17 protein-coding genes, 2 tRNA genes, 3 rRNA genes and 1 pseudogene are annotated in these 19177 nt (G+C 58.4%); 17 read left to right on the top strand and 6 right to left on the bottom strand.

Annotation, left to right across the window (positions count from 1 at the left end; translation table 11 throughout):
• Positions 1 to 42: 42 nt before the first annotated feature.
• Positions 43 to 255, top strand: a complete 213-nt coding sequence (locus RM530_RS04500) for a bacterioferritin-associated ferredoxin (RefSeq protein ID WP_311364011.1) — start codon at positions 43 to 45, stop codon at positions 253 to 255.
• A 129-nt stretch (positions 256 to 384) separates the two neighbouring features.
• Entirely contained in the window at positions 385 to 864 is a 480-nt protein-coding gene (bfr, locus tag RM530_RS04495) for a bacterioferritin (protein WP_311364010.1), read from the top strand.
• 45 nt (positions 865 to 909) lie between these two features.
• Here the strand turns inward: bfr and RM530_RS04490 are convergent, their stop codons facing one another.
• Complete coding sequence (locus tag RM530_RS04490) at positions 910 to 1326, bottom strand: CopD family protein (RefSeq protein WP_311364009.1); 417 nt, start codon at positions 1324 to 1326, stop codon at positions 910 to 912.
• Positions 1327 to 1440: 114 nt separating this feature from the next.
• On the opposite strand from RM530_RS04490, the gene argC reads away from it, so the two are divergent.
• The 4 genes from argC to erpA are packed head-to-tail and all read left to right on the top strand — an operon-like array spanning position 1441 to position 4102.
• A complete protein-coding gene (argC, locus tag RM530_RS04485; RefSeq protein WP_311364008.1) occupies positions 1441 to 2472 on the top strand; it encodes an N-acetyl-gamma-glutamyl-phosphate reductase in 1032 nt (343 codons plus the stop codon).
• Entirely contained in the window at positions 2469 to 3209 is a 741-nt protein-coding gene (locus RM530_RS04480; RefSeq protein ID WP_311364007.1) for a DUF6776 family protein, read from the top strand. The genes argC and RM530_RS04480 overlap by 4 nt, the downstream gene beginning before the upstream one ends.
• A gap of 1 nt (position 3210) precedes the next feature.
• The gene (locus tag RM530_RS04475; protein ID WP_311364006.1) at positions 3211 to 3696 is read left to right on the top strand and encodes a bactofilin family protein; all 486 of its coding nucleotides are present in this window, start codon (positions 3211 to 3213) and stop codon (positions 3694 to 3696) included.
• 58 nt (positions 3697 to 3754) lie between these two features.
• The gene (gene erpA / locus RM530_RS04470; RefSeq protein ID WP_311364005.1) at positions 3755 to 4102 is read left to right on the top strand and encodes an iron-sulfur cluster insertion protein ErpA; all 348 of its coding nucleotides are present in this window, start codon (positions 3755 to 3757) and stop codon (positions 4100 to 4102) included.
• 7 nt (positions 4103 to 4109) lie between these two features.
• On the opposite strand, the gene RM530_RS04465 is transcribed toward erpA, so the two are convergent.
• Positions 4110 to 5219, bottom strand: coding sequence for an anhydro-N-acetylmuramic acid kinase (locus RM530_RS04465; protein ID WP_311364004.1), 1110 nt, complete (start codon positions 5217 to 5219; stop codon positions 4110 to 4112).
• A 51-nt stretch (positions 5220 to 5270) separates the two neighbouring features.
• On the bottom strand, positions 5271 to 6608 hold the full coding sequence (locus tag RM530_RS04460; protein ID WP_311364003.1) for a peptidoglycan DD-metalloendopeptidase family protein: 1338 nt from the start codon (positions 6606 to 6608) through the stop codon (positions 5271 to 5273).
• Positions 6609 to 6872: 264 nt separating this feature from the next.
• On the opposite strand from RM530_RS04460, the gene tyrS reads away from it, so the two are divergent.
• The 7 genes from tyrS (at position 6873) to RM530_RS04425 (ending at position 14810) form a co-directional block, all read left to right on the top strand.
• Positions 6873 to 8078, top strand: a complete 1206-nt coding sequence (tyrS, locus tag RM530_RS04455; RefSeq protein WP_311364002.1) for a tyrosine--tRNA ligase — start codon at positions 6873 to 6875, stop codon at positions 8076 to 8078.
• 507 nt (positions 8079 to 8585) lie between these two features.
• A 16S ribosomal RNA gene (locus RM530_RS04450) occupies positions 8586 to 10120 on the top strand.
• A 100-nt stretch (positions 10121 to 10220) separates the two neighbouring features.
• Positions 10221 to 10297 (top strand) — tRNA-Ile (locus RM530_RS04445).
• A 46-nt stretch (positions 10298 to 10343) separates the two neighbouring features.
• A tRNA-Ala gene (locus RM530_RS04440) sits at positions 10344 to 10419 on the top strand.
• 220 nt (positions 10420 to 10639) lie between these two features.
• A 23S ribosomal RNA gene (locus tag RM530_RS04435) occupies positions 10640 to 13527 on the top strand.
• Positions 13528 to 13646: 119 nt separating this feature from the next.
• Positions 13647 to 13761 (top strand): 5S ribosomal RNA (rrf, locus tag RM530_RS04430).
• The 16S, 23S and 5S rRNA genes sit together here with 2 tRNA genes alongside, the layout of an rRNA operon.
• Positions 13762 to 13916: 155 nt before the next feature.
• Entirely contained in the window at positions 13917 to 14810 is an 894-nt protein-coding gene (locus tag RM530_RS04425; RefSeq protein ID WP_311364001.1) for a DUF4382 domain-containing protein, read from the top strand.
• Positions 14811 to 14863: 53 nt separating this feature from the next.
• On the opposite strand, the gene RM530_RS04420 is transcribed toward RM530_RS04425, so the two are convergent.
• The 3 genes and pseudogenes from RM530_RS04420 to RM530_RS04415 all read right to left on the bottom strand — a co-directional run bounded on the left by RM530_RS04420 (position 14864) and on the right by RM530_RS04415 (position 16496).
• On the bottom strand, positions 14864 to 15310 hold the full coding sequence (locus tag RM530_RS04420; protein ID WP_311364000.1) for a rhomboid family intramembrane serine protease: 447 nt from the start codon (positions 15308 to 15310) through the stop codon (positions 14864 to 14866).
• A 23-nt stretch (positions 15311 to 15333) separates the two neighbouring features.
• Positions 15334 to 15603 (bottom strand): annotated as a pseudogene (locus tag RM530_RS18945) (Sir2 family NAD-dependent protein deacetylase); the annotation flags it as partial.
• 80 nt (positions 15604 to 15683) lie between these two features.
• Positions 15684 to 16496, bottom strand: coding sequence for a glutaminyl-peptide cyclotransferase (locus tag RM530_RS04415; protein WP_311363999.1), 813 nt, complete (start codon positions 16494 to 16496; stop codon positions 15684 to 15686).
• Positions 16497 to 16621: 125 nt separating this feature from the next.
• Between RM530_RS04415 and RM530_RS04410 the strand changes: the two genes are divergently transcribed.
• The 4 genes from RM530_RS04410 to rpoZ all read left to right on the top strand — a co-directional run bounded on the left by RM530_RS04410 (position 16622) and on the right by rpoZ (position 19066).
• Complete coding sequence (locus RM530_RS04410; protein ID WP_311363998.1) at positions 16622 to 17017, top strand: hypothetical protein; 396 nt, start codon at positions 16622 to 16624, stop codon at positions 17015 to 17017.
• A gap of 243 nt (positions 17018 to 17260) precedes the next feature.
• On the top strand, positions 17261 to 18112 hold the full coding sequence (locus RM530_RS04405) for a YicC/YloC family endoribonuclease (RefSeq protein WP_311363997.1): 852 nt from the start codon (positions 17261 to 17263) through the stop codon (positions 18110 to 18112).
• Positions 18102 to 18758 (top strand): guanylate kinase, encoded by a 657-nt coding sequence (gene gmk, locus RM530_RS04400; protein ID WP_311363996.1) that lies wholly within the window; start codon positions 18102 to 18104, stop codon positions 18756 to 18758. The genes RM530_RS04405 and gmk overlap by 11 nt, the downstream gene beginning before the upstream one ends.
• 38 nt (positions 18759 to 18796) lie before the next feature.
• On the top strand, positions 18797 to 19066 hold the full coding sequence (gene rpoZ, locus RM530_RS04395) for a DNA-directed RNA polymerase subunit omega (protein ID WP_311363995.1): 270 nt from the start codon (positions 18797 to 18799) through the stop codon (positions 19064 to 19066).
• Positions 19067 to 19177: the final 111 nt, after the last annotated feature.

The following is a 19177-nucleotide window of genomic DNA, read 5'->3' as shown; positions in this document are numbered from 1 at the left end:
CTCTCGTTCATGTTTTTCCAAGTCCTTCCGAGCCTGATTTCCATGTATGTCTGCATTTGCAAGGCTGTCAGCGAGTCCCGCATCCGTCGCGCAGTGGGCGAGGGCGCCTGCACGCTGCGTGACCTGACGCGCGAACTCGGCCTGGGAACCTGTTGTGGCAAGTGTGTACCCACTGCACGTGAGGTCTTGTCCTCGGCCCTGCCGGAGGTTTCGGCGCCGTTGATGCAGGCCGCAGCGCGGACGCGGTCGGTGTGAACGAGAATCCCAAGCATAATCGTTAAAAATTATAAATAAAAACAGCGGTTTATGGTCTATTCCGGGGTTCCCGGTGGCGATGTCCGCGCGTAGACTGCGCACGATCCTCAAGACTTACAGGAGTGTGCAATGCAGGGCGACGCCAAAGTGCTGGAATATCTCAATCTGGCGCTGAAAAACGAACTCACGGCGATCAACCAGTATTTCCTGCATGCGCGCATGCTGGAGAACTGGGGTTTTCATCGGCTCGGCAAGAAAGAGTACGAAGAGTCGATCGACGAGATGAAGCACGCTGACAAACTGGTCAAGCGAATCCTGTTTCTCGAAGGTCTGCCGAACCTGCAGGATCTCGGACGCCTGTTCATCGGTGAAGACGTACCCGAGCTGCTGCGCGCCGATCTCAAGCGCGAGCAGGAAGCGCACCCGATGTACAAGGAGGCGATCGCCTATTGCGAACAGGTCCGCGACTACGTGACGCGTGAGCTGTTGGTCGAGATTCAGGAGAGTGAGGAAGAGCACATCGACTTCCTGGAAGAGCAGCTCGGCCTGATCGACAAGGTCGGCCTACAGAACTATCAGCAGTCCCAGATGTACGGCGACGAATCCTGAAGTCTGCGTACCGCGGTCGCGCCGCAGGGGCGCGACCGCTCAGATTCAGAATGGCTTGACCACCGCGAGTATCACGATCGCGATCAGGAACACGGCCGGAACTTCGTTGATGATGCGGAAGTAACGCTCGCTTTTGGTGTTGGCGTGCGCGGCCAGCCGTCGTATGTGCGATTTGAGCCAGCCGGTATAGCCCGACAGCAACAGTGCCAGCGTGATCTTGGCGTGCAGCCAGCCCATCTGCAGGTAACCGGGCGTGGTCACGATCATTGCGATCGCAAACACCCAGGTGCCGAGCATGCCGATCATCATGATCGCGTACAGCTTGCGCTCCATCGTGCTGAAGCGCTGCTTGCCCGCATCGTCGCTGACGCCGACGTGGTAAACGAACAGGCGCGGCAGATAGAACAGGCCTGCAAACCAGGTGACCATGAAGATGATGTGGAAGGCCTTGAGCCAGAGCATCGTTTGAGTTTCCCGTGATCGTGTGAATGCGCACCGGCGAAGTTTATGCCAGGCCTGTCTCGCAGGGGTGCATTGCCGCTAATATCGCGCGCTCAGTTGTCAGAGCGTCCTCGCATGATCAAGGTCGGAATCGTCGGCGGCTCGGGATATACCGGAGCCGAGCTTCTGCGTCTGTTGGCGCGGCATCCGTATGCGCGCGTCGAGCATCTGACCTCGCGCAAGGAGGCCGGCAAACCGGTGACCGAGATGTTCCCGCAGTTGCGCGGATTTTTCGACGGCCTGGAATTCACGGCGCCGGATATCGCTGCGCTGGCGGGTTGCGATGCGGTGTTCTTCGCCACGCCGCACAGCACGGCGATGCAAATGGCCCCGGAACTGGTGTCGCGCGGCGTACGCGTCGTCGACCTGTCGGCCGATTTTCGCTTGCGTGACGCCGCGGTCTACAAGCAGTGGTATGGGCATGCGCATGCCTGTCCCGATTTGCTGGAAGCTGCGGTTTATGGATTGCCCGAGATCAAACGCGAGCACATTCGTCGCGCGAGCGTCGTCGGCAATCCCGGCTGTTACCCGACCGCCGTCCAGCTCGGTTTCCTGCCGCTGCTGGAGGCACGGGCTGTAGACGCGGAAAGCCTGATCGCGGACTGCAAGTCCGGTGTCAGCGGCGCCGGGCGTGAACTCAAGCTGGGTTCGTTGTTCGCAGAGGCGACGGATTCCTTCAAGGCCTATGGCGTGGCCGGCCATCGGCATCTGCCGGAAATCGAGCAAGGGTTGGTCGGTATTGCCGGGCCGGCGGTTTCCCTGACATTCACGCCGCATCTGGTCCCCATGGTGCGCGGCATCCATGCAACGCTCTATGCCAGGGTCAAGGGGGATCTCGACTACCAGGCCTTGTTCGAGGCGCGGTATCGCGATGAGCCGTTCGTTGATGTGATGCCGGCGGGGGCGGCGCCGGATACGCGATCGGTGCGCGCCTCGAATACCTGCCGAATCGCGGTTCATCGCCCCATGGGGCGGGACACCGTCGTGGTGCTGGCGGTGATCGACAATCTTGTCAAGGGCGCGGCTGGACAAGCCGTGCAGAACTTCAACCTGATGTTCGGTTTCGATGAAGTCACTGCGCTGGACCAGCCGCCTGTCTGGCCATGAACCCGAAGATCATCATCAAGCGAGACCGGCCCTGGTTTCGTCCGATTCTGATTGTTCTCATCACCGCCGCCGTGGCAATTGCGGCCTGGGCGCTCTACAGCTATACGCGGGCGACAACGGTTTCCGATTTCGAGGAAACCCGCGTGGAAAGCCAGAAGCTTTCTCTGGAGCGGCGTGAGCTGATGCGTGAACTGCGTGACGCGCGCACACAGGCGCAGGAACTGCGTGAGCAGGTGGTATTTCTGGAGCGCTCGCAGGAAATCGACAAGCAGGCCTGTCAGAGTGTGCGGGGCTCCCTAGTCAAGCTGCAATCCGAGGTCTCCGACCTGCAGGAACAGGTCGCCTTCTACCGGGGCATCGTTTCGCCCGGCGAGGCCCGCACCGGTGTACGCGTCTACGATTTCAAGGTACATCCGCCAGAAACCAAGGGGCGCCTGCGCTATGAACTGGTGTTGATCCAGTCGGTACGGCACGACCGGCGTATCACCGGGCGGGTCGAGATCGCGATCCAGGGCGCCCGGGAGAATCGAACGCAAACCTTGTCGCTTGGCGATCTGACGGCTGGTTCCGAGCGAAATCTGTTATTTTCATTCAAGTACTTTCAGGAGTTCAGCGGAGAGTTTGAACTTCCGGAGGGGTTCAACCCGTTGCGCGTGACCATTGCGGTGGTGCCCGAAGGTTCGGGTCAGACGCGCGTTGAGGACGTTTATGACTGGAGCAAGATCCAGGGGGTCTGAAGTGTTCAAAGCAAGCAAGGAAGGTGTGCCGCGCCCGGCCAACAATGCCGTCGATACCTTGATCGGCCGGCAGACCGAGGTTCAAGGCGATGTCCGCTTTACCGGCGGGCTGCATGTCGACGGACGAATCAAGGGCAAGGTGATCGCCGCTTCCGACAAGTCCGCGGTACTGTCGATCAGCGAATCCGGTGCGGTTGAAGGTGATGTGCGGGTTCCGAATGTCGTGCTCAATGGCAGCATTACCGGTGACGTGCACGCCTCCGAGCGGCTGTCCCTGAACAACAAGGCACGCATTTCCGGCAACGTGTATTACAAGGTGATCGAGATGGCCAGCGGCGCGACCGTCAACGGCCAGATGATTCACGAAGGTGAGGCGTCCTTGCAGTCGGTGACGCACGAGGCCAAGGGTATACACGAGATCGTCGATCCGGCAGCCAATACGGGCGACGCAGAGCGCGACGGTCAGGCTAGCCCGACGTCCGGCTAGTCACACTGGATGCTCGACGGGATTCTACTGCCTGGTTTTGGAGAGTAGACTTACCGCTATGAGTGAAGAAGCGATTTCGACATCCCTGCTGTTCTCGGATTCTGCGGCGCGCAAGGTGCGTGAGCTGCTGGACGAGGAGAACAATCCCAACCTGAAGCTGCGCGTGTTCGTGACCGGTGGCGGCTGTTCGGGGTTCCAGTACGGGTTCACCTTCGACGAAGCCGACGACGCTGAAGATTCTCGCGTCGAGAAGGGCGGCGTGACCCTGGTTGTTGACCCGATGAGCGTCCAATACCTTCAGGGCGCGGAAATCGACTACAAGGACGACGTAGAGGGCGCGCAGTTTGTGATCCGCAATCCCAACGCAGCGACGACCTGCGGCTGCGGCAACTCCTTTTCGGTCTGAAGAACGCTCACGGCTGGTAGATCGCGCCGAGGACCACGGCGCGGTGCGCGCCGGTCGCGCTCGGCAGGTTTCCGGGTAATCCCTCCATTCGTCGCTTTGCCAGCCACGCAAAGGCTGCCGCTTCGACCCATTTCGGATCGATTCCGCCGTCTGCTGTGGTACCGACGGTGCGCTGCGCCAGTTGCTCGCGCAGTCGCTCCACCAGATAGCCATTGTCGGCACCGCCACCGCACAGAAGCACACGAGTACCTCCGTCGGCCAGCGGTGCAAGCGAGTCCGCCACGCTTTGCACGGTCAACTCAAGCAGGGTCCGCGCCACATCCTCGTCCGGCAAGGTGTCCAGCGCCGGGAAACGGGCGCGGCACCATTCCAGATTGAAATGATCCCGGCCGGTGCTTTTGGGGGGCGGTTGCTGGAAGTATGGGGCGGCGAGCAGGGCATCCAGCAAGGGGCGGTGGACGGTGCCGCTGCGTGCAAGTGCGCCGTCGGCGTCAAAGGCACAGCCGCGCCGCGTCTGCATCCATTCGTCCAGCAAACCGTTCGCCGGGCCGGTATCGAAGCCGCGAACGGGGCCGTCACAGCTCGGGAGGTGGCTCAGATTTGCGATTCCGCCGAGGTTGACGATGCACAAGTCTTCATCGGTCCGGCCGAACATCGCACGATGAAACGCGGGGACCAGTGGCGCGCCCTGCCCGCCGGCCGCCATGTCGGCGCGCCGGAAGTCCGCAACGACGGGGCGGCCACAGGCGATCGCGATGCGGTTCGGGTCGCCGACCTGAAGGCTGTTGCCGAGAGGGTCGTGAAACAGGGTCTGTCCATGGCTCCCGACGGCTGCAACGTCGGCCCAAGGCACCTCTGAGTGTTCGACCAGGTCCGCCGCAAGCTGCGCGAACGCCTGACCGACGCGCGCATCGATCTGTGCGTAGGTCTGAAGGTCCAAAGCCCGCGCCCGGACCGAGGCGGACAGGATCGACTGTCGCAGGGCATCCGGGTAGGCGCGGGACAGGCGACCGATGAGTGTGCAACCGCCGCTGTCCGGGAATCGAGCCAGTACGGCGTCGATGCCGTCCGCGCTGGTGCCCGACATCAGGCCCAAATAGAGCGCAGTCTCTGCCATGCGGACGGCCGTGGGGGAGGGGGGCGAGGAGTGAGCAGCCCGGAATAGGGCCTAGTGTGTCCCGGCTGGCTCGGCGCCCAGTGCTTCGCTCGCACTGGCGAACTGGGCGCTCGACAGCGTCTCGATCTGGGCCATCAGTGGCGCAGAGACGTTCTTGAACTTGGGCAGATCGGCGCGTGCAACCGGGTTGGCCCTGGGCAGCGCGACCGTCACCGGGTTGCGGTGGGTTCCATTGACGAGGAATTCGTAATGAAGGTGCGGCCCGGTCGCGAGGCCGGTGGAGCCAACGTAGCCAATGATCTGCCCCTGCTTGACGGAAGCGCCGGTACGAATGCCAGAGCGAATCTTGGACATGTGACCGTACAGGGTCTGGTACGTCGACCCGTGACGCAACACCACGCAGTTGCCGTAGCCGCCTTTGACGCCGGCGAAAACCACGCGCCCTTCGCCGGTGGCCTTGATCGGCGTGCCGGTCGACGCGGCGTAGTCGGTGCCTTTGTGCGAGCGGATGCGGTTCAGCACCGGGTGAAAGCGTCCCGGATTGAAGTGAGAGCTGATGCGAAACACATCCAGGGGCGTGCGAATGAACGCTTTGCGCATCGAATCGCCTTCCGGCGTGTAATAGGCGGTATTGCCGTCCGCATCGGTGAAACGTACGGCGCGCAGTTCCCGATCCTGATTCACGAATTCGGCGGCGAGGATGTCGCCGTCGCGCAGCTTCTTGCCATCCTTGTAGAGGCGGTCGTAAACCACCACGAAGCGATCGCCGCGGCGAATATCGAGCGCGAAGTCGACGTCGTATCCGAATACACTCGCCATCTCCATGATCAGCCGTCCCGACAGGCCGGCGCGCTGCGCGGAGAGGAACAGGGAGTCATTGATCTCGCCGTAAGAGAACGCCGGACGGTGTTCGATCTGTGCGGCCAGTACGATCGCTTCGAATCCGTTGCCGGTGCGACGGATATTGAGCGTATGCGATTCATCGATATCGTATTTGAGCTCGGCAAGATGACCGGCGTTGACGCGCAGGTGCAGTTCCTCACCGGCCTTCAGCTTTTTCAGGCGCTCGGCGTCGCTGCCCAGCTTCAGGATTTCGATCCAGTCCGTGGCTGGAAGGCCTTGCCCGTCGAAGATGGCGGACAGGCTCTGACCCGGCTTGATGGTGATCCGGCTCCAATCGCTGGGCGATGGGATCTCCAGATCGTCCGTTACCGTTGCCTGGAGCATCGTGTCGTAGTCGACGCCGCTGGCGTCGGGAAGAGCGTCCTCGGCGTGTCCGCGCAAATCGAGCGATTCGGTTTGCGCGGACGGCGCATCCTGCTTCTTGGCAACGCCGGGACGACTGATAAATGCCAGAGCCACTAGGCTCACGGCGACAGCGATGACCACGGCGGTGTGGCGTCGCACGGGGAGCCGGCGGCGGCGCGGCTCAGGTGAACTATAATCAAAACGCATTGTTGCTCGCCCGGAAAACTACTTGATGAATGAGTCGTGCGGCCCCTGCCGCGCTGGCGCAGACCCTCATTCGCGATTCCTGGGTGCACACGCGCCAAACGCTAAAGAAACACAAAATCCGTTACAGCGCAAGATGTTCCGAGCAATTCCTAAAGTGGGTTCTCGGAATGATCCTGCCTCTACTCGAATGACAGACCAATGACTGACGTTTTCGCCGAGCTACAGCGCGGAACTGAGGAGATTCTCCCCCTCGACGAATTGCAGCAACGCCTTCGCGCATCGCAAGAATCAAGCCGACCGCTGCGCATCAAGGCCGGCTTCGACCCGACTGCCAAGGATCTGCACTTGGGACACACCCTGCTTCTGAACAAGCTTCGTACATTTCAGACGCTGGGTCACGAGGTCACCTTCCTGATCGGTGACTTTACCGGGATGATCGGTGATCCAACCGGCAAAAACGAAACCCGAAAGCCACTGACGCGCGCCCAGGTCGAGGAGAACGCGCAAACCTACAAAGAACAAGTCTACAAAATTCTGGACCCCGAGCGGACCCGAATCGCCTTCAATTCGGAGTGGCTCGACAAGCTCGGCACCGAAGGCATGATCCGCATCGCCGCGCAGCACACCGTTGCACGAATGCTCGAACGGGATGATTTCCAGAAGCGTTACCGCGAGGGCCATCCGATCGCCATTCACGAATTCCTGTATCCGCTGTTGCAGGGCTACGATTCGGTGGCCCTGCAGAGCGATGTTGAGCTCGGCGGCACCGATCAGAAATTCAACCTCCTGGTGGGGCGCCACCTTCAGAGCGCCGCCGGTCAGAAGCCGCAATGCATCATGACCGTACCCATTCTGGAGGGGCTCGACGGCGTGCAAAAAATGTCGAAGAGCCTCAACAACTACATCGGCGTGAACGATCCGCCGGTTGAGATGTTCGGAAAGCTCATGTCGATCTCCGATCAGCTGATGTGGCGCTACTTCGAGCTGCTGTCATTTCGCCCGCTCGCGGAGGTCGAAGCCTTGCGGCGCGGCGTGGAAGAGGGCGCAAATCCGCGGGATGTGAAAATGCAGCTCGGTCAGGAAATCGTCGCTCGCTTTCACGACCGGGCTGCCGCCGAGACCGCGCGTCAGGCCTTCGTCGATCAGTTCTCGAAGGGTGCGCTGCCGGACAACATTCCGGAGCTGACCGTCAGCGCAACGGACGGCGACGGCATTGCCCTGCCCAAGGCATTGAAGGAGGCCGGCCTCTGCGCCTCCGGCTCGGAAGCGTTCCGACAGATCCAACAGCGCGCCGTGCGCGTTGACCAGCAGCGAGTCGAGGACCGAGGTTTCCTGCTGCAGCGGGGGTGCAGCTACCTGCTTCAGGTCGGGCCCCGGCGGTTCGCCAGAGTCAGCATTGTCTGATGGCCGGCTCTCGACGCAATGTTGTGCCGGAAGGGGGGGGGGGCGATTCCCGCGGGCCAGCCCGCTCGAAATTCCGAAACCTCGGTTGCTCTACCACTGCCCCTTATAGAACGCGCGTGCGCGCGAGTCGCGGCCCATATCCAGGCCCCCCGGTTCGGGCAGGCTATTCGGCCGAAGCGGCTTGGATATGCCCTCCGGAAGAACTTTAAACCGTTTAGAAACAGTGTGTTGAAAGTTTTTCAAAAAATAGTTGTTGACGCTCTCTGTGAGCTGCGTAGAATGCGCCCTCCCAGCTGACGGGAACGACGCAAAGCGCCGGCCCCCAACGCTCTGATTTTTAACAAGAAGCAAGTGATTTGTGTGGGTGCTCCCGGGTGCGTGGCGGAAGCCATAGCATTACCGGAGTATCAACATGGCCCAAGCAGTTAAAGCAGTATTGGAGCCTTGAACGGATAACTCTGACGCATCAACGACCGTAAAAAGTCCTGATGCAATCCAGTTGTATTTTAATTGGAGAGTTTGATCCTGGCTCAGATTGAACGCTGGCGGAATGCTTAACACATGCAAGTCGAGCGGTAACAGGCCTTCGGGTGCTGACGAGCGGCGGACGGGTGAGTAACGCGTAGGTATCTGCCCAGAGGTGGGGGATAGCCCGGGGAAACCCGGATTAATACCGCATGACCTCTTCGGAGCAAAGTGGGGGATCGTAAGACCTCACGCCTTTGGATGAGCCTACGTCCGATTAGCTTGTTGGTAGGGTAACGGCCTACCAAGGCGACGATCGGTAGCTGGTCTGAGAGGATGATCAGCCACACTGGGACTGAGACACGGCCCAGACTCCTACGGGAGGCAGCAGTGGGGAATATTGGACAATGGGCGAAAGCCTGATCCAGCAATTCCGCGTGTGTGAAGAAGGCCTTAGGGTTGTAAAGCACTTTAGTTCGGGAAGAAAAAGCTCTGGTCAATACCCAGTGCCTTGACGGTACCGAAGGAATAAGCACCGGCTAACTCTGTGCCAGCAGCCGCGGTAATACAGAGGGTGCAAGCGTTAATCGGATTTACTGGGCGTAAAGCGTGCGTAGGAGGCTTGTTAAGTCGGATGTGAAAGCCCCGGGCTCAACCTGGGAACTGCATTCGATACTGGCAAGCTAGAGTTCGGTAGAGGGTGGTGGAATTCCGGGTGTAGCGGTGAAATGCGTAGATATCCGGAGGAACATCGATGGCGAAGGCAGCCACCTGGGCCTGAACTGACTCTGAGGCACGAAAGCGTGGGGAGCAAACAGGATTAGATACCCTGGTAGTCCACGCTGTAAACGATGGGTACTTGACGTTGGTTTGCTTAGCGAATCAGTGTCGTAGCTAACGCGATAAGTACCCCGCCTGGGGAGTACGGCCGCAAGGTTGAAACTCAAAGGAATTGACGGGGGCCCGCACAAGCGGTGGAGTATGTGGTTTAATTCGATGCAACGCGAAGAACCTTACCTGGCCTTGACATGTCCGGAATCCTGCAGAGATGCGGGAGTGCCTTCGGGAATCGGAACACAGGTGCTGCATGGCTGTCGTCAGCTCGTGTCGTGAGATGTTGGGTTAAGTCCCGCAACGAGCGCAACCCTTGTCTTTAGTTGCCATCAGTTCGGCTGGGCACTCTAGAGAGACTGCCGGTGACAAACCGGAGGAAGGTGGGGATGACGTCAAGTCATCATGGCCCTTATGGCCAGGGCTACACACGTACTACAATGGACAGTACAGAGGGTCGCCAACCCGCGAGGGGGAGCTAATCCCAGAAAGCTGTTCGTAGTCCGGATCGGAGTCTGCAACTCGACTCCGTGAAGTCGGAATCGCTAGTAATCGCCGATCAGCATTTGCGGCGGTGAATACGTTCCCGGGCCTTGTACACACCGCCCGTCACACCATGGGAGTTGGCTGCACCAGAAGCCGGTAGTCTAACCGTAAGGGGGACGCCGTCCACGGTGTGGTCAATGACTGGGGTGAAGTCGTAACAAGGTAGCCGTAGGGGAACCTGCGGCTGGATCACCTCCTTTATGAGCATGCTTCTACGCGTGCCTAGGGAGTACCCACACAAGTCACTTGCAATATCAAAATTAAGTCGCCGTTACACCGGCACTTATGCCCGAGGCGTCAGGGTCTGTAGCTCAGTTGGTTAGAGCGCACCCCTGATAAGGGTGAGGTCGGTGGTTCAAATCCACCCAGACCCACCAGCTTTCTGTGGGGGTCTCTCAGACGTCCGGGTACCGTGGGTCAGCCGGGGCCATAGCTCAATTGGGAGAGCGCCTGCTTTGCAAGCAGGAGGTCGTCGGTTCGATCCCGACTGGCTCCACCAGTCCCCAAGCCTATTCAGGAAAGCCGCTGGGCTTTCTTGAGTAGGCTTCGGCCTTCTAGACTTATTTTGATCTTTAACAATCAGGTTTGAAGTCGAACACTGTATAAGCAGCGTGTTCAAAGCATTAATGAACACACTCAATGCCTATAGGTGCTTGACGGCGTTGTATTATCGTAGATTGAATGGTCGACATTGATCTCAAGAATTCTTGAGGTTATATGGTCAAGCGACTAAGCGCATCTGGTGGATGCCTTGGCGGCAACAGGCGATGAAGGACGTAGTAGCTTGCGATAAGTCACGGGGAGCTAGCAAACAAGCTTTGATCCGTGAATTTCCGAATGGGGCAACCCAACCCGCAAGGGTTATCCGTGGCTGAATACATAGGTTACGGAGGCGAACCCGGAGAACTGAAACATCTAAGTACCCGGAGGAAAAGAAATCAACCGAGATTCCCCTAGTAGCGGCGAGCGAACGGGGACTAGCCCTTAAGTTTTATGCGTTTTAATGGAACAGTCTGGAAAGGCTGGCCGTAGTGGGTGATAGCCCCGTACATGAAAGGGCGCATAAGATGAAATCGAGTAGGGCGGGGCACGTGAAACCCTGTCTGAACATGGGGGGACCATCCTCCAAGGCTAAATACTCGTTGCCGACCGATAGTGAACCAGTACCGTGAGGGAAAGGCGAAAAGAACCCCGGCGAGGGGAGTGAAATAGAACCTGAAACCGGATGCGTACAAGCAGTCGGAGCTCCTTCGGGAGTGACGGCGTACCTTTTGTATAATGGGTCAGCGACTTACTAGTCTGTAGCGAGCCTAACCGTTTAGGGGAGGCGTAGGGAAACCGAGTCTGAATAGGGCGACTAGTTGCAGGCTGTAGACCCGAAACCTGTCGATCTATCCATGGCCAGGGTGAAGAGTGGGTAACACCACTTGGAGGCCCGCACTCACGCCTGTTGAAAAAGTCGGAGATGAGCTGTGGATAGGAGTGAAAGGCTAATCAAGGCAGGAGATAGCTGGTTCTCCTCGAAAGCTATTGAGGTAGCGCCTCGTGTCTCACTCCGGGGGGTAGAGCACTGTTTCGGCTAGGGGGCTCACAAGAGCTTACCAAACCGATGCAAACTCCGAATACCCGGAAGTGCAATCACGGGAGACACACGGCGAGAGCTAAATTTCGTCGTGAAGAGGGAAACAACCCAGACCGCCAGCTAAGGTCCCTAAATTATCGCTAAGTGGTGAACGATGTGGGAAGTCATAGACAGCCAGGAGGTTGGCTTAGAAGCAGCCATCCTTTAAAGAAAGCGTAATAGCTCACTGGTCGAGTCGGCCCGCGCGGAAGATGTAACGGGGCTAAGCGATATACCGAAGCTGCGGGTGCATAGCTTGCTATGCGCGGTAGAGGAGCGTTCTGTAAGCCTGTGAAGGTGAACTGTAAGGTTTGCTGGAGGTATCAGAAGTGCGAATGCTGACATGAGTAACGATAATGCAGGTGAAAAACCTGCACGCCGTAAGCCCAAGGGTTCCTGCGCAACGTTATTCGGCGCAGGGTGAGTCGGATCCTAAGGCGAGGCCGAAAGGCGTAGTCGATGGAAAACAGGTTAACATTCCTGTACTTGTTGCAACTGCGATGGGGTGACGGAGAAGGTTAGGCTAGCCGGGTGTTGGAAGTCCCGGTTCAAGCGTGTAGGTGGATCTCTTAGGCAAATCCGGGAGGTCAACACCGAGGCGTGATGTCGAGGCCCTATTGGGCCGAAGTAGTTGAGACCCCGCTTCCAGGAAAAACCTCTAAGCTTCAGGTTGCAAGAATCCGTACCCGAAACCGACACAGGTGGGCGAGGAGAGTATCCTAAGGCGTTTGAGATAACTCGGGTGAAGGAACTCGGCAAAATAGTACCGTAACTTCGGGATAAGGTACGCCCCTTTTATGTGATCGCCCTCGCGGTGTGAGCAGAACGGGGTCGCAGTTAAGAGAGGGTGGCGACTGTTTATCAAAAACACAGCACTCTGCAAACACGAAAGTGGACGTATAGGGTGTGACTCCTGCCCGGTGCCGGAAGGTTAATTGATGGGGTTAGCGCAAGCGAAGCTCTTGATCGAAGCCCCGGTAAACGGCGGCCGTAACTATAACGGTCCTAAGGTAGCGAAATTCCTTGTCGGGTAAGTTCCGACCTGCACGAATGGAGTAACGATCGCCCTACTGTCTCCACCCGAGGCTCAGTGAAATTGAAATCGCTGTGACGATGCAGTGTTCCCGCGGCAAGACGGAAAGACCCCGTGAACCTTTACTACAACTTTGCACTGGATTTTGAATTTGTTTGTGTAGGATAGGTGGGAGCCTTTGAAACCAGGACGCCAGTTCTGGTGGAGGCAACCTTGAAATACCACCCTGACAAATTCGAAGTTCTAACTTAGGCCCGTTATCCGGGTCAAGGACATTGCATGGCGGGTAGTTTGACTGGGGCGGTCTCCTCCCAAAGAGTAACGGAGGAGTGCGAAGGTTACCTCAGCGCGGTCGGAAATCGCGCTCTAGAGTGCATAGGCATAAGGTAGCTTGACTGCGAGACAGACAAGTCGAGCAGGTACGAAAGTAGGTCTAAGTGATCCGGTGGTTCTGTATGGAAGGGCCATCGCTCAACGGATAAAAGGTACTCCGGGGATAACAGGCTGATTCCTCCCAAGAGTCCACATCGACGGAGGAGTTTGGCACCTCGATGTCGGCTCATCACATCCTGGGGCTGTAGCAGGTCCCAAGGGTTCGGCTGTTCGCCGATTAAAGTGGTACGCGAGCTGGGTTCAGAACGTCGTGAGACAGTTCGGTCCCTATCTGCCGTGGGCGTTCGAAACTTGAGAGGAGCTGTCCTTAGTACGAGAGGACCGGGATGGACACACCTCTGGTGTTCCGGTTGTCACGCCAGTGGCATTGCCGGGTAGCTATGTGTGGACGGGATAACCGCTGAAAGCATCTAAGCGGGAAGCCCACCTCAAGATTAGGTTTCGCTGGATCTTCGAGATCCCTAAAGAGCCCAGAAAGACTATCTGGTTGATAGGCACGGTGTGGAAGTGTGGCAACACATGAAGCTAACGTGTACTAATTGCTCGTGAGGCTTGACCATATAACGCTCAAGCATTCTTGAAATACGACGCGCAAGTGTCCTGTGGCATTGAGTTGCCGCAGTGTTCGAACTTCAAACCAAATTCGGATCACGGCGAAGGCCGTGTTCCAGCCAGTTTGCCTGGCGGCTATAGCGTGTAGGAACCACCGGTCCCCATCCCGAACACCGAAGTGAAACTGCACAGCGCCGATGATAGTGTGGCAGCAGCCATGTGAAAGTAGGACATCGCCAGGCTCTTAAACCAAAACCCCGGACCGTAAGGTTCGGGTTTTTTTTGTGCTTTTCGATTTACGAGTCCCGTTATCAAGAGGCAATTCGTTCTGGTCTCACGGCACGCGTCCTTGGAGCAATCCGGACGAGTCCGTAGTAGCGTATAGCCCGAGCGTCTAATGCAAATTCAGTTCTGGAGGTTGGTCTTGTTACTTTCATGGAGTTCGTGGCGCAGGACGGTTCTGTTGATTACCTCAGCTGCCTTGGTCGCCTGCGACAACGGTTCGATCACCTTGTCGGTCACCGACACGCCGGCCGACGAAGTGTCACGTGTCGTCGTTCAGTTCTCCGCTGTGGAATTTGAGGATAGCGGCGGTGACTGGGAGCGGGTCGAACTCAAGCCGGAACTACAGGTTGATCTCCTGGCTTTGCGTGGCGGTGATTCAAAGGTCCTGATTGCAGACGAAAGCATTCCGTCAGGTTCCTACAGGCGTATTCGCTTTGTGATTGATGCGGATTCCAATGGCTCGGAGTCTTACGTTGATCGGACCAATGGCGGGCGGATTGCCCTTGAGCCGGACGGCGGCGAAGACGCCCGGCCGACGGTCGATTTTCGATTTTCGCTGGATGACGGCGATGATGTGGCGCTCACCGTGGACTTCGATCTGCGGCGTGGCTTGATCGAGCCCGACGATTTTTCTGATCCGTATCGATTGCGGAACGCGCTTCGTGTCGTTGACGACGAATTTTCAGGCCGGGTTCGCGGAACCGTCTCCGCCGCTCTCCTCAGCAATGCTTGTGAACCGGCACTTTACGTGTTCGATGGAGAGGACGCGGACGTGGGGGACATTGGCGCCGACAATGAGCCCCTGACATCGGTCGGCCTTGTCGCCCAGAACGGCAGTAGTGGACTGTCCTACAGCATTGGCTTTCTGGAAGCCGGTGACTACACGATAGCCTTTACCTGTGACGCCGAGGGCGATGATCCGGAAGATGACGATGAGCTGTCGTTCCGTCGTGAGCGCAACTTCGAAATTGAGGAAGGCGAAGAAACGATCCTGGACATCAATTGATCGCGCGCCTATCGATGGGTGTCGACGACATGCCGGCGGTTTGCGGCCGAATGTCAGTCATTGAAGCCGGTCCTTTCGTCTGACCGCAACATCGCGTTTGAAGCGATGCCGGCAAGAAAGCCACCGATATGAGCACGAAAGGCGGCACCGGCCGCGTCTGGACGACGGAACTCGGACAGTCGCTGCAAGGTGAGACACAGCCCGAGAATCAGCAACGTCGGCAAGCGTACGCTGAGAGTCCCGAATTTTCGGGGAAGCGCAATCAGCAGGTTGGCGCGCGGAAACCGCAAGACGTAGGCGACGAGCACGCCCGAATTGGCGCCGCTGGCCCCGATCATCGGCACCTCGGCTGGTGCCGTGACGAGCGACTGTGCGATCGCGGCCGAGATCGCGGAGCATAGGTGCGGCAATGCGAAGCGGGTATGGCCATCTCGATTTCGACACGACCGGCGAACATCCACAGGTAGAGAAGGTTGCCGATCAAGTGCGGCATCGTCCATACGGGAACATCTCGAACGCGCCACAGGCTGCCATGCAGTTCGACCACACTGCGCGAGCCTGCACGCGGGTGCATTCCGTCGATGTTCTGCGTCACGATCGCAAGATTCGGGTGAAGCGATTCGAGTTGAGCCAAGCTGAAGTGGCCCGCATGCGGCGCGCATTCAAGCACTTTGCGGCGTCGAGTCTGGTGAAAGTCCTGAATGGATCGCGCGTCCTTGTCGAACGCTCGTTGACACGCGTAGTCCTGCCACCGGTATTGCGACCAGATCCCAGCATGTCCTCGATAAGTTGGAACACCGCATTCGGATTACATCCCGACGCCGGTGAAAAAAGCCACACGCGTATAGCGGCTGACATCAAAGATCGGCGGATTCACGGCAGTCCGTCCAGCTTGATGACATACAGCACCGGCCAACACTTGCCCGTCAGCCAGAACTCGTCGCGTTTTTGGTCATACGCGATGCCGTTGAGCACGTGCTCTCGCGCGTCCCAGTGAGCCGGCTTGCGAAAGCCTTGCTTCAGGCGCGCGAGATCGAGCCAGGCGCGAACCTCTCCATTCGCCGGATCGATGACGGCGATTCGGTCGCTATGCCAGATGTTGGCGAAGATGTATCCGTGTGCGAACTCGAGTTCGTTGAGCTGCGATACCGACCGGCCCTTGTCGCGAACTTCGATCATGCTCTCGGTCCTGAACGTCGTTGTTGATCGAAAGAGCAGACGTGAGGTCCCGTTGCTCATCACGAATCGAGTGCCGTCGAAAGTCAGACCCCAGCCTTCCCCTTCATACGAATAGCGAGCCTGCAGTTCCAGCGCGTCGTTGAACAGCCATGCGATACCTGCGCGCCATGTCAGTTGCATCAGTCCGCCGGGTGCTGCGCTCACACCTTCGCCGAACACGTTCGATGGCAAGCGGATCAAGCGTTCTTCTGCGCTTCCGTTCAAGTTTCGAACGCTCAATAAGGACAGCCCATAGCCTCCGGTACTTTCGATCAGGCGGTCGCCAACAATCGTTAGTCCTTGTGTGAAGCGCGTGCTGTCATGCGGCTCAATGCGTTCGATGTGATAGCCGAGCGACGGCGCAGAAAAGGTCGGCGCACACACGCAAAGCAGACTGAAGAACGCGACAGCCGAGGCAATGAGATTTCGATTGAGTACCAAGTGGGCTGTCCTGTTGATCGCATCCAAGCTGGCTTCAATTGATTTTCTGACAGCAATCCGTCAAATTCCATTCACATGAAGCGTTGAGCGCTTCATTGTTGCATTCAGGGGACGGAAATTTTCCGATTGTGCGGAAATCAGGAGAGTACGAAATGGCAGTAGCGAAGAAGGCGGCCAAGAAGGTCGCAGCGAAGAAGGCTGCAAAGAAAGCGGTTGCCAAGAAAGCGGCTGCCAAGAAATCTGCGGTGAAGAAAGTCGCGGTCAAGAAAGCAGTCGCCAAAAAGACCGTAGCGAAGAAGGCCGTCAAGAAAGCTGCAAAGAAGGTCAGCAAGAAGACAGTCGCCAAGAAGGCCGTCAAGAAGGCGAGCAAGAAAGTAGCGAAGAAGCTTGCGGCGAAGAAGGCAACGAAGAAGGTCGCCAAAAAGGTCGCCAGGAAAGTTGCGGTGAAGAAGGCTGCCGTAAAGAAGATCGCCAAGAAGGCGCCCGCGAAGAAGAAGGCGGCGAAGAAGCTTGCTGCCACCAAGACGGTGCCTGCACCGATGCCTTGAGGCAGACGTGGGTATCTGTCCGTTGCGGCGGGCAGACGTCAGGCTTACAGATCGGCTTATCGTATCCGCTTGTTTTATGCGGCCAACGGTAGGCCGGTTTCTATTGGCTCCTCCCTACGCTCTGAGCGCAGTCAAGGGATGAGTGCGCGGTGCATCAAAGCGATGTGAGCATGTGAGCACGGCTGCGGTAGAATTCACCGCCTCCATTGTCGCGATAACGCGAGGCACCGAATGATACGCAGCATGACTGGCTACGCGCGGGCGGAACTGCAGAACCAGACAGGGCAGGTTACCTGGGAACTGCGATCCGTCAATCACCGTTACCTCGATCTGCAGTTGCGCTTGCCGGAAGAATTTCGTGGACTCGAAAACGAGCTGCGGACGATGGCAGCCGAATGCATGTCGCGCGGCAAGGTGGAGGCGCAGCTTCGCTATTCAACAGAGATTGATGGCGGCAACATCAAGATCGATCGATCGCGGCTGCAGCAGGTTCTCGATGCGCTGGAGCTGGTGCGGGAGGCCGCCGGTGCAAGCTCACAAATCGATCTACAGCGCGTCCTCGCCTGGCCGGGAGTGGTCAGCGAATCGTCCGCAGACTTTGCGCCGCTGCAGGCCTTGGCTCTGGAAACCTACAAAGCCGCCTTGGACGATTTCGCCCAAACTCGCGAGCGTGAAGGCGAGCGCCTGCACCAATACCTGATGCAGCGCTGCGAGTTGATGGAATCCTTGGTTGCCGCCGTGCGGAAGCGTCTTCCGGAAGTGCGCGGCGGCATGCTGGACAAGGTTCGGGAGCGGTGCCGAGAGCTCGGGGTCGACGTCGATCCCAGTCGCCTTGAGCAGGAGTTGGCGCTGCTGGCCCAGCGCCTGGATGTCGATGAGGAAATGTCGAGACTGGCCTCCCATATCGGCGAGGTTCGCAGAACCTTGGGGCGTGACGACGCGGTGGGGCGCCGTCTCGATTTCCTGATGCAGGAACTCAATCGCGAAGCGAACACCTTGTCGTCCAAATCTCAGGATGCGGAGATGACGCGCTGCGCGGTGGAGATGAAGGTGCTGATCGAACAGATGCGCGAGCAGGTCCAGAATGTCGAATGAGGTGGAGCGCGGCGGTCTGTTCGTCGTTTCGGCGCCATCGGGCGGGGGCAAAACCTCGCTGACGCGAGCGGCCATCGACGAGCTCGCGCGCCGTCAGATGTCCGCGGAGATTTCGGTGTCGTATACCACCCGAAAATGCCGGCCTGGCGAAACCGATGGGCAGCACTATCATTTCGTTGACGAAGCCGGATTTGTGGCGATGGTCGACAACGGAGAGTTTTTCGAGCATGCCGAAGTGTTCGGTCGGCGCTATGGCACCGGTCGCGCAAAGACCGAAGAACTGTTGGCGCGCGGTGTCGATGTGGTCCTCGACATCGATTGGCAGGGCGCCCGCCAAGTCAAGGCGCAGATGCCGGAGGCGATCGGCATCTTCATTCTGCCGCCGTCGGTCGAAGTCCTGGAGCAACGTCTGCACTCGCGAGGACAGGACAGCGCTGAAACGATCACCGAACGCATGGCGGAGGCGCACAGTGAAATCGCGCACCATGCCGAATACGATTATCTGATCGTCAACGACGATTTTGCGCAGGCGCTGGACGAATTGATTGCCGTCTTTGTGGCACGCCGACTCAGTCGCCCCGTGGCCTCGGCCCGTCATGCAGGGCTGGTCGAACGTCTGCTGGATTCCACGGCACGGAAGGTATAGAATTCCCGCCCTTTTGTTGGTGTTTTGAAGGTTTAGCAATGGCTCGTGTCACCGTCGAAGATTGTCTGGAAAAACTGCCGAATCAGTTCGAACTGACCTTGGTGGCCGCCAAACGTGCTCGCCAGCTTGCGCGCGGCGCCGAAGCCAAGATTCCCTGGGGCAATCACAAGTCCACCGTCGTTTCCTTGCGCGAGATCGCGGAAGGCCACGTGGACCGCGAGGTTCTGGACGAAGCCGATCTGCCGGCCGTTCAGGCGCCGAAGGTTGAACTCGAGGCGCTGGACCCGCTGGACGCGCTCGACCTCTGAGCGAGTTGGCGTCCATCCGTTTCGGATGGTTCGTCGCAGGAATCGAAAACGGCCCGCTCAGTGCGGGCCGTTTTCATTAGAGGGCAAGCAAACGGGTGCTGCGTTGCCCGC

The organism is Banduia mediterranea, assembly GCF_031846245.1.
Taxonomy (GTDB): domain Bacteria; phylum Pseudomonadota; class Gammaproteobacteria; order Nevskiales; family Nevskiaceae; genus Banduia; species Banduia mediterranea.
This window is presented reverse-complemented; position numbering and strand designations above follow the sequence as displayed.

What these genes read in the sequence shown, in the direction of transcription:
- rpoZ (WP_311363995.1), top strand. Translation starts at nt 18,797, where the DNA reads ATGGCTCGTGTCACCGTCGAAGATTGTCTGGAAAAACTGCCGAATCAG.
- RM530_RS04425 (WP_311364001.1), top strand. Translation starts at nt 13,917, where the DNA reads ATGCAAATTCAGTTCTGGAGGTTGGTCTTGTTACTTTCATGGAGTTCG.
- RM530_RS04420 (WP_311364000.1), bottom strand. Translation starts at nt 15,310, where the DNA reads ATGGACGATGCCGCACTTGATCGGCAACCTTCTCTACCTGTGGATGTT.
- gmk (WP_311363996.1), top strand. Translation starts at nt 18,102, where the DNA reads ATGTCGAATGAGGTGGAGCGCGGCGGTCTGTTCGTCGTTTCGGCGCCA.
- RM530_RS04410 (WP_311363998.1), top strand. Translation starts at nt 16,622, where the DNA reads ATGGCAGTAGCGAAGAAGGCGGCCAAGAAGGTCGCAGCGAAGAAGGCT.
- RM530_RS04405 (WP_311363997.1), top strand. Translation starts at nt 17,261, where the DNA reads ATGACTGGCTACGCGCGGGCGGAACTGCAGAACCAGACAGGGCAGGTT.
- RM530_RS04465 (WP_311364004.1), bottom strand. Translation starts at nt 5,219, where the DNA reads ATGGCAGAGACTGCGCTCTATTTGGGCCTGATGTCGGGCACCAGCGCG.
- tyrS (WP_311364002.1), top strand. Translation starts at nt 6,873, where the DNA reads ATGACTGACGTTTTCGCCGAGCTACAGCGCGGAACTGAGGAGATTCTC.
- RM530_RS04480 (WP_311364007.1), top strand. Translation starts at nt 2,469, where the DNA reads ATGAACCCGAAGATCATCATCAAGCGAGACCGGCCCTGGTTTCGTCCG.
- RM530_RS04490 (WP_311364009.1), bottom strand. Translation starts at nt 1,326, where the DNA reads ATGCTCTGGCTCAAGGCCTTCCACATCATCTTCATGGTCACCTGGTTT.
- RM530_RS04500 (WP_311364011.1), top strand. Translation starts at nt 43, where the DNA reads ATGTATGTCTGCATTTGCAAGGCTGTCAGCGAGTCCCGCATCCGTCGC.
- erpA (WP_311364005.1), top strand. Translation starts at nt 3,755, where the DNA reads ATGAGTGAAGAAGCGATTTCGACATCCCTGCTGTTCTCGGATTCTGCG.
- bfr (WP_311364010.1), top strand. Translation starts at nt 385, where the DNA reads ATGCAGGGCGACGCCAAAGTGCTGGAATATCTCAATCTGGCGCTGAAA.
- argC (WP_311364008.1), top strand. Translation starts at nt 1,441, where the DNA reads ATGATCAAGGTCGGAATCGTCGGCGGCTCGGGATATACCGGAGCCGAG.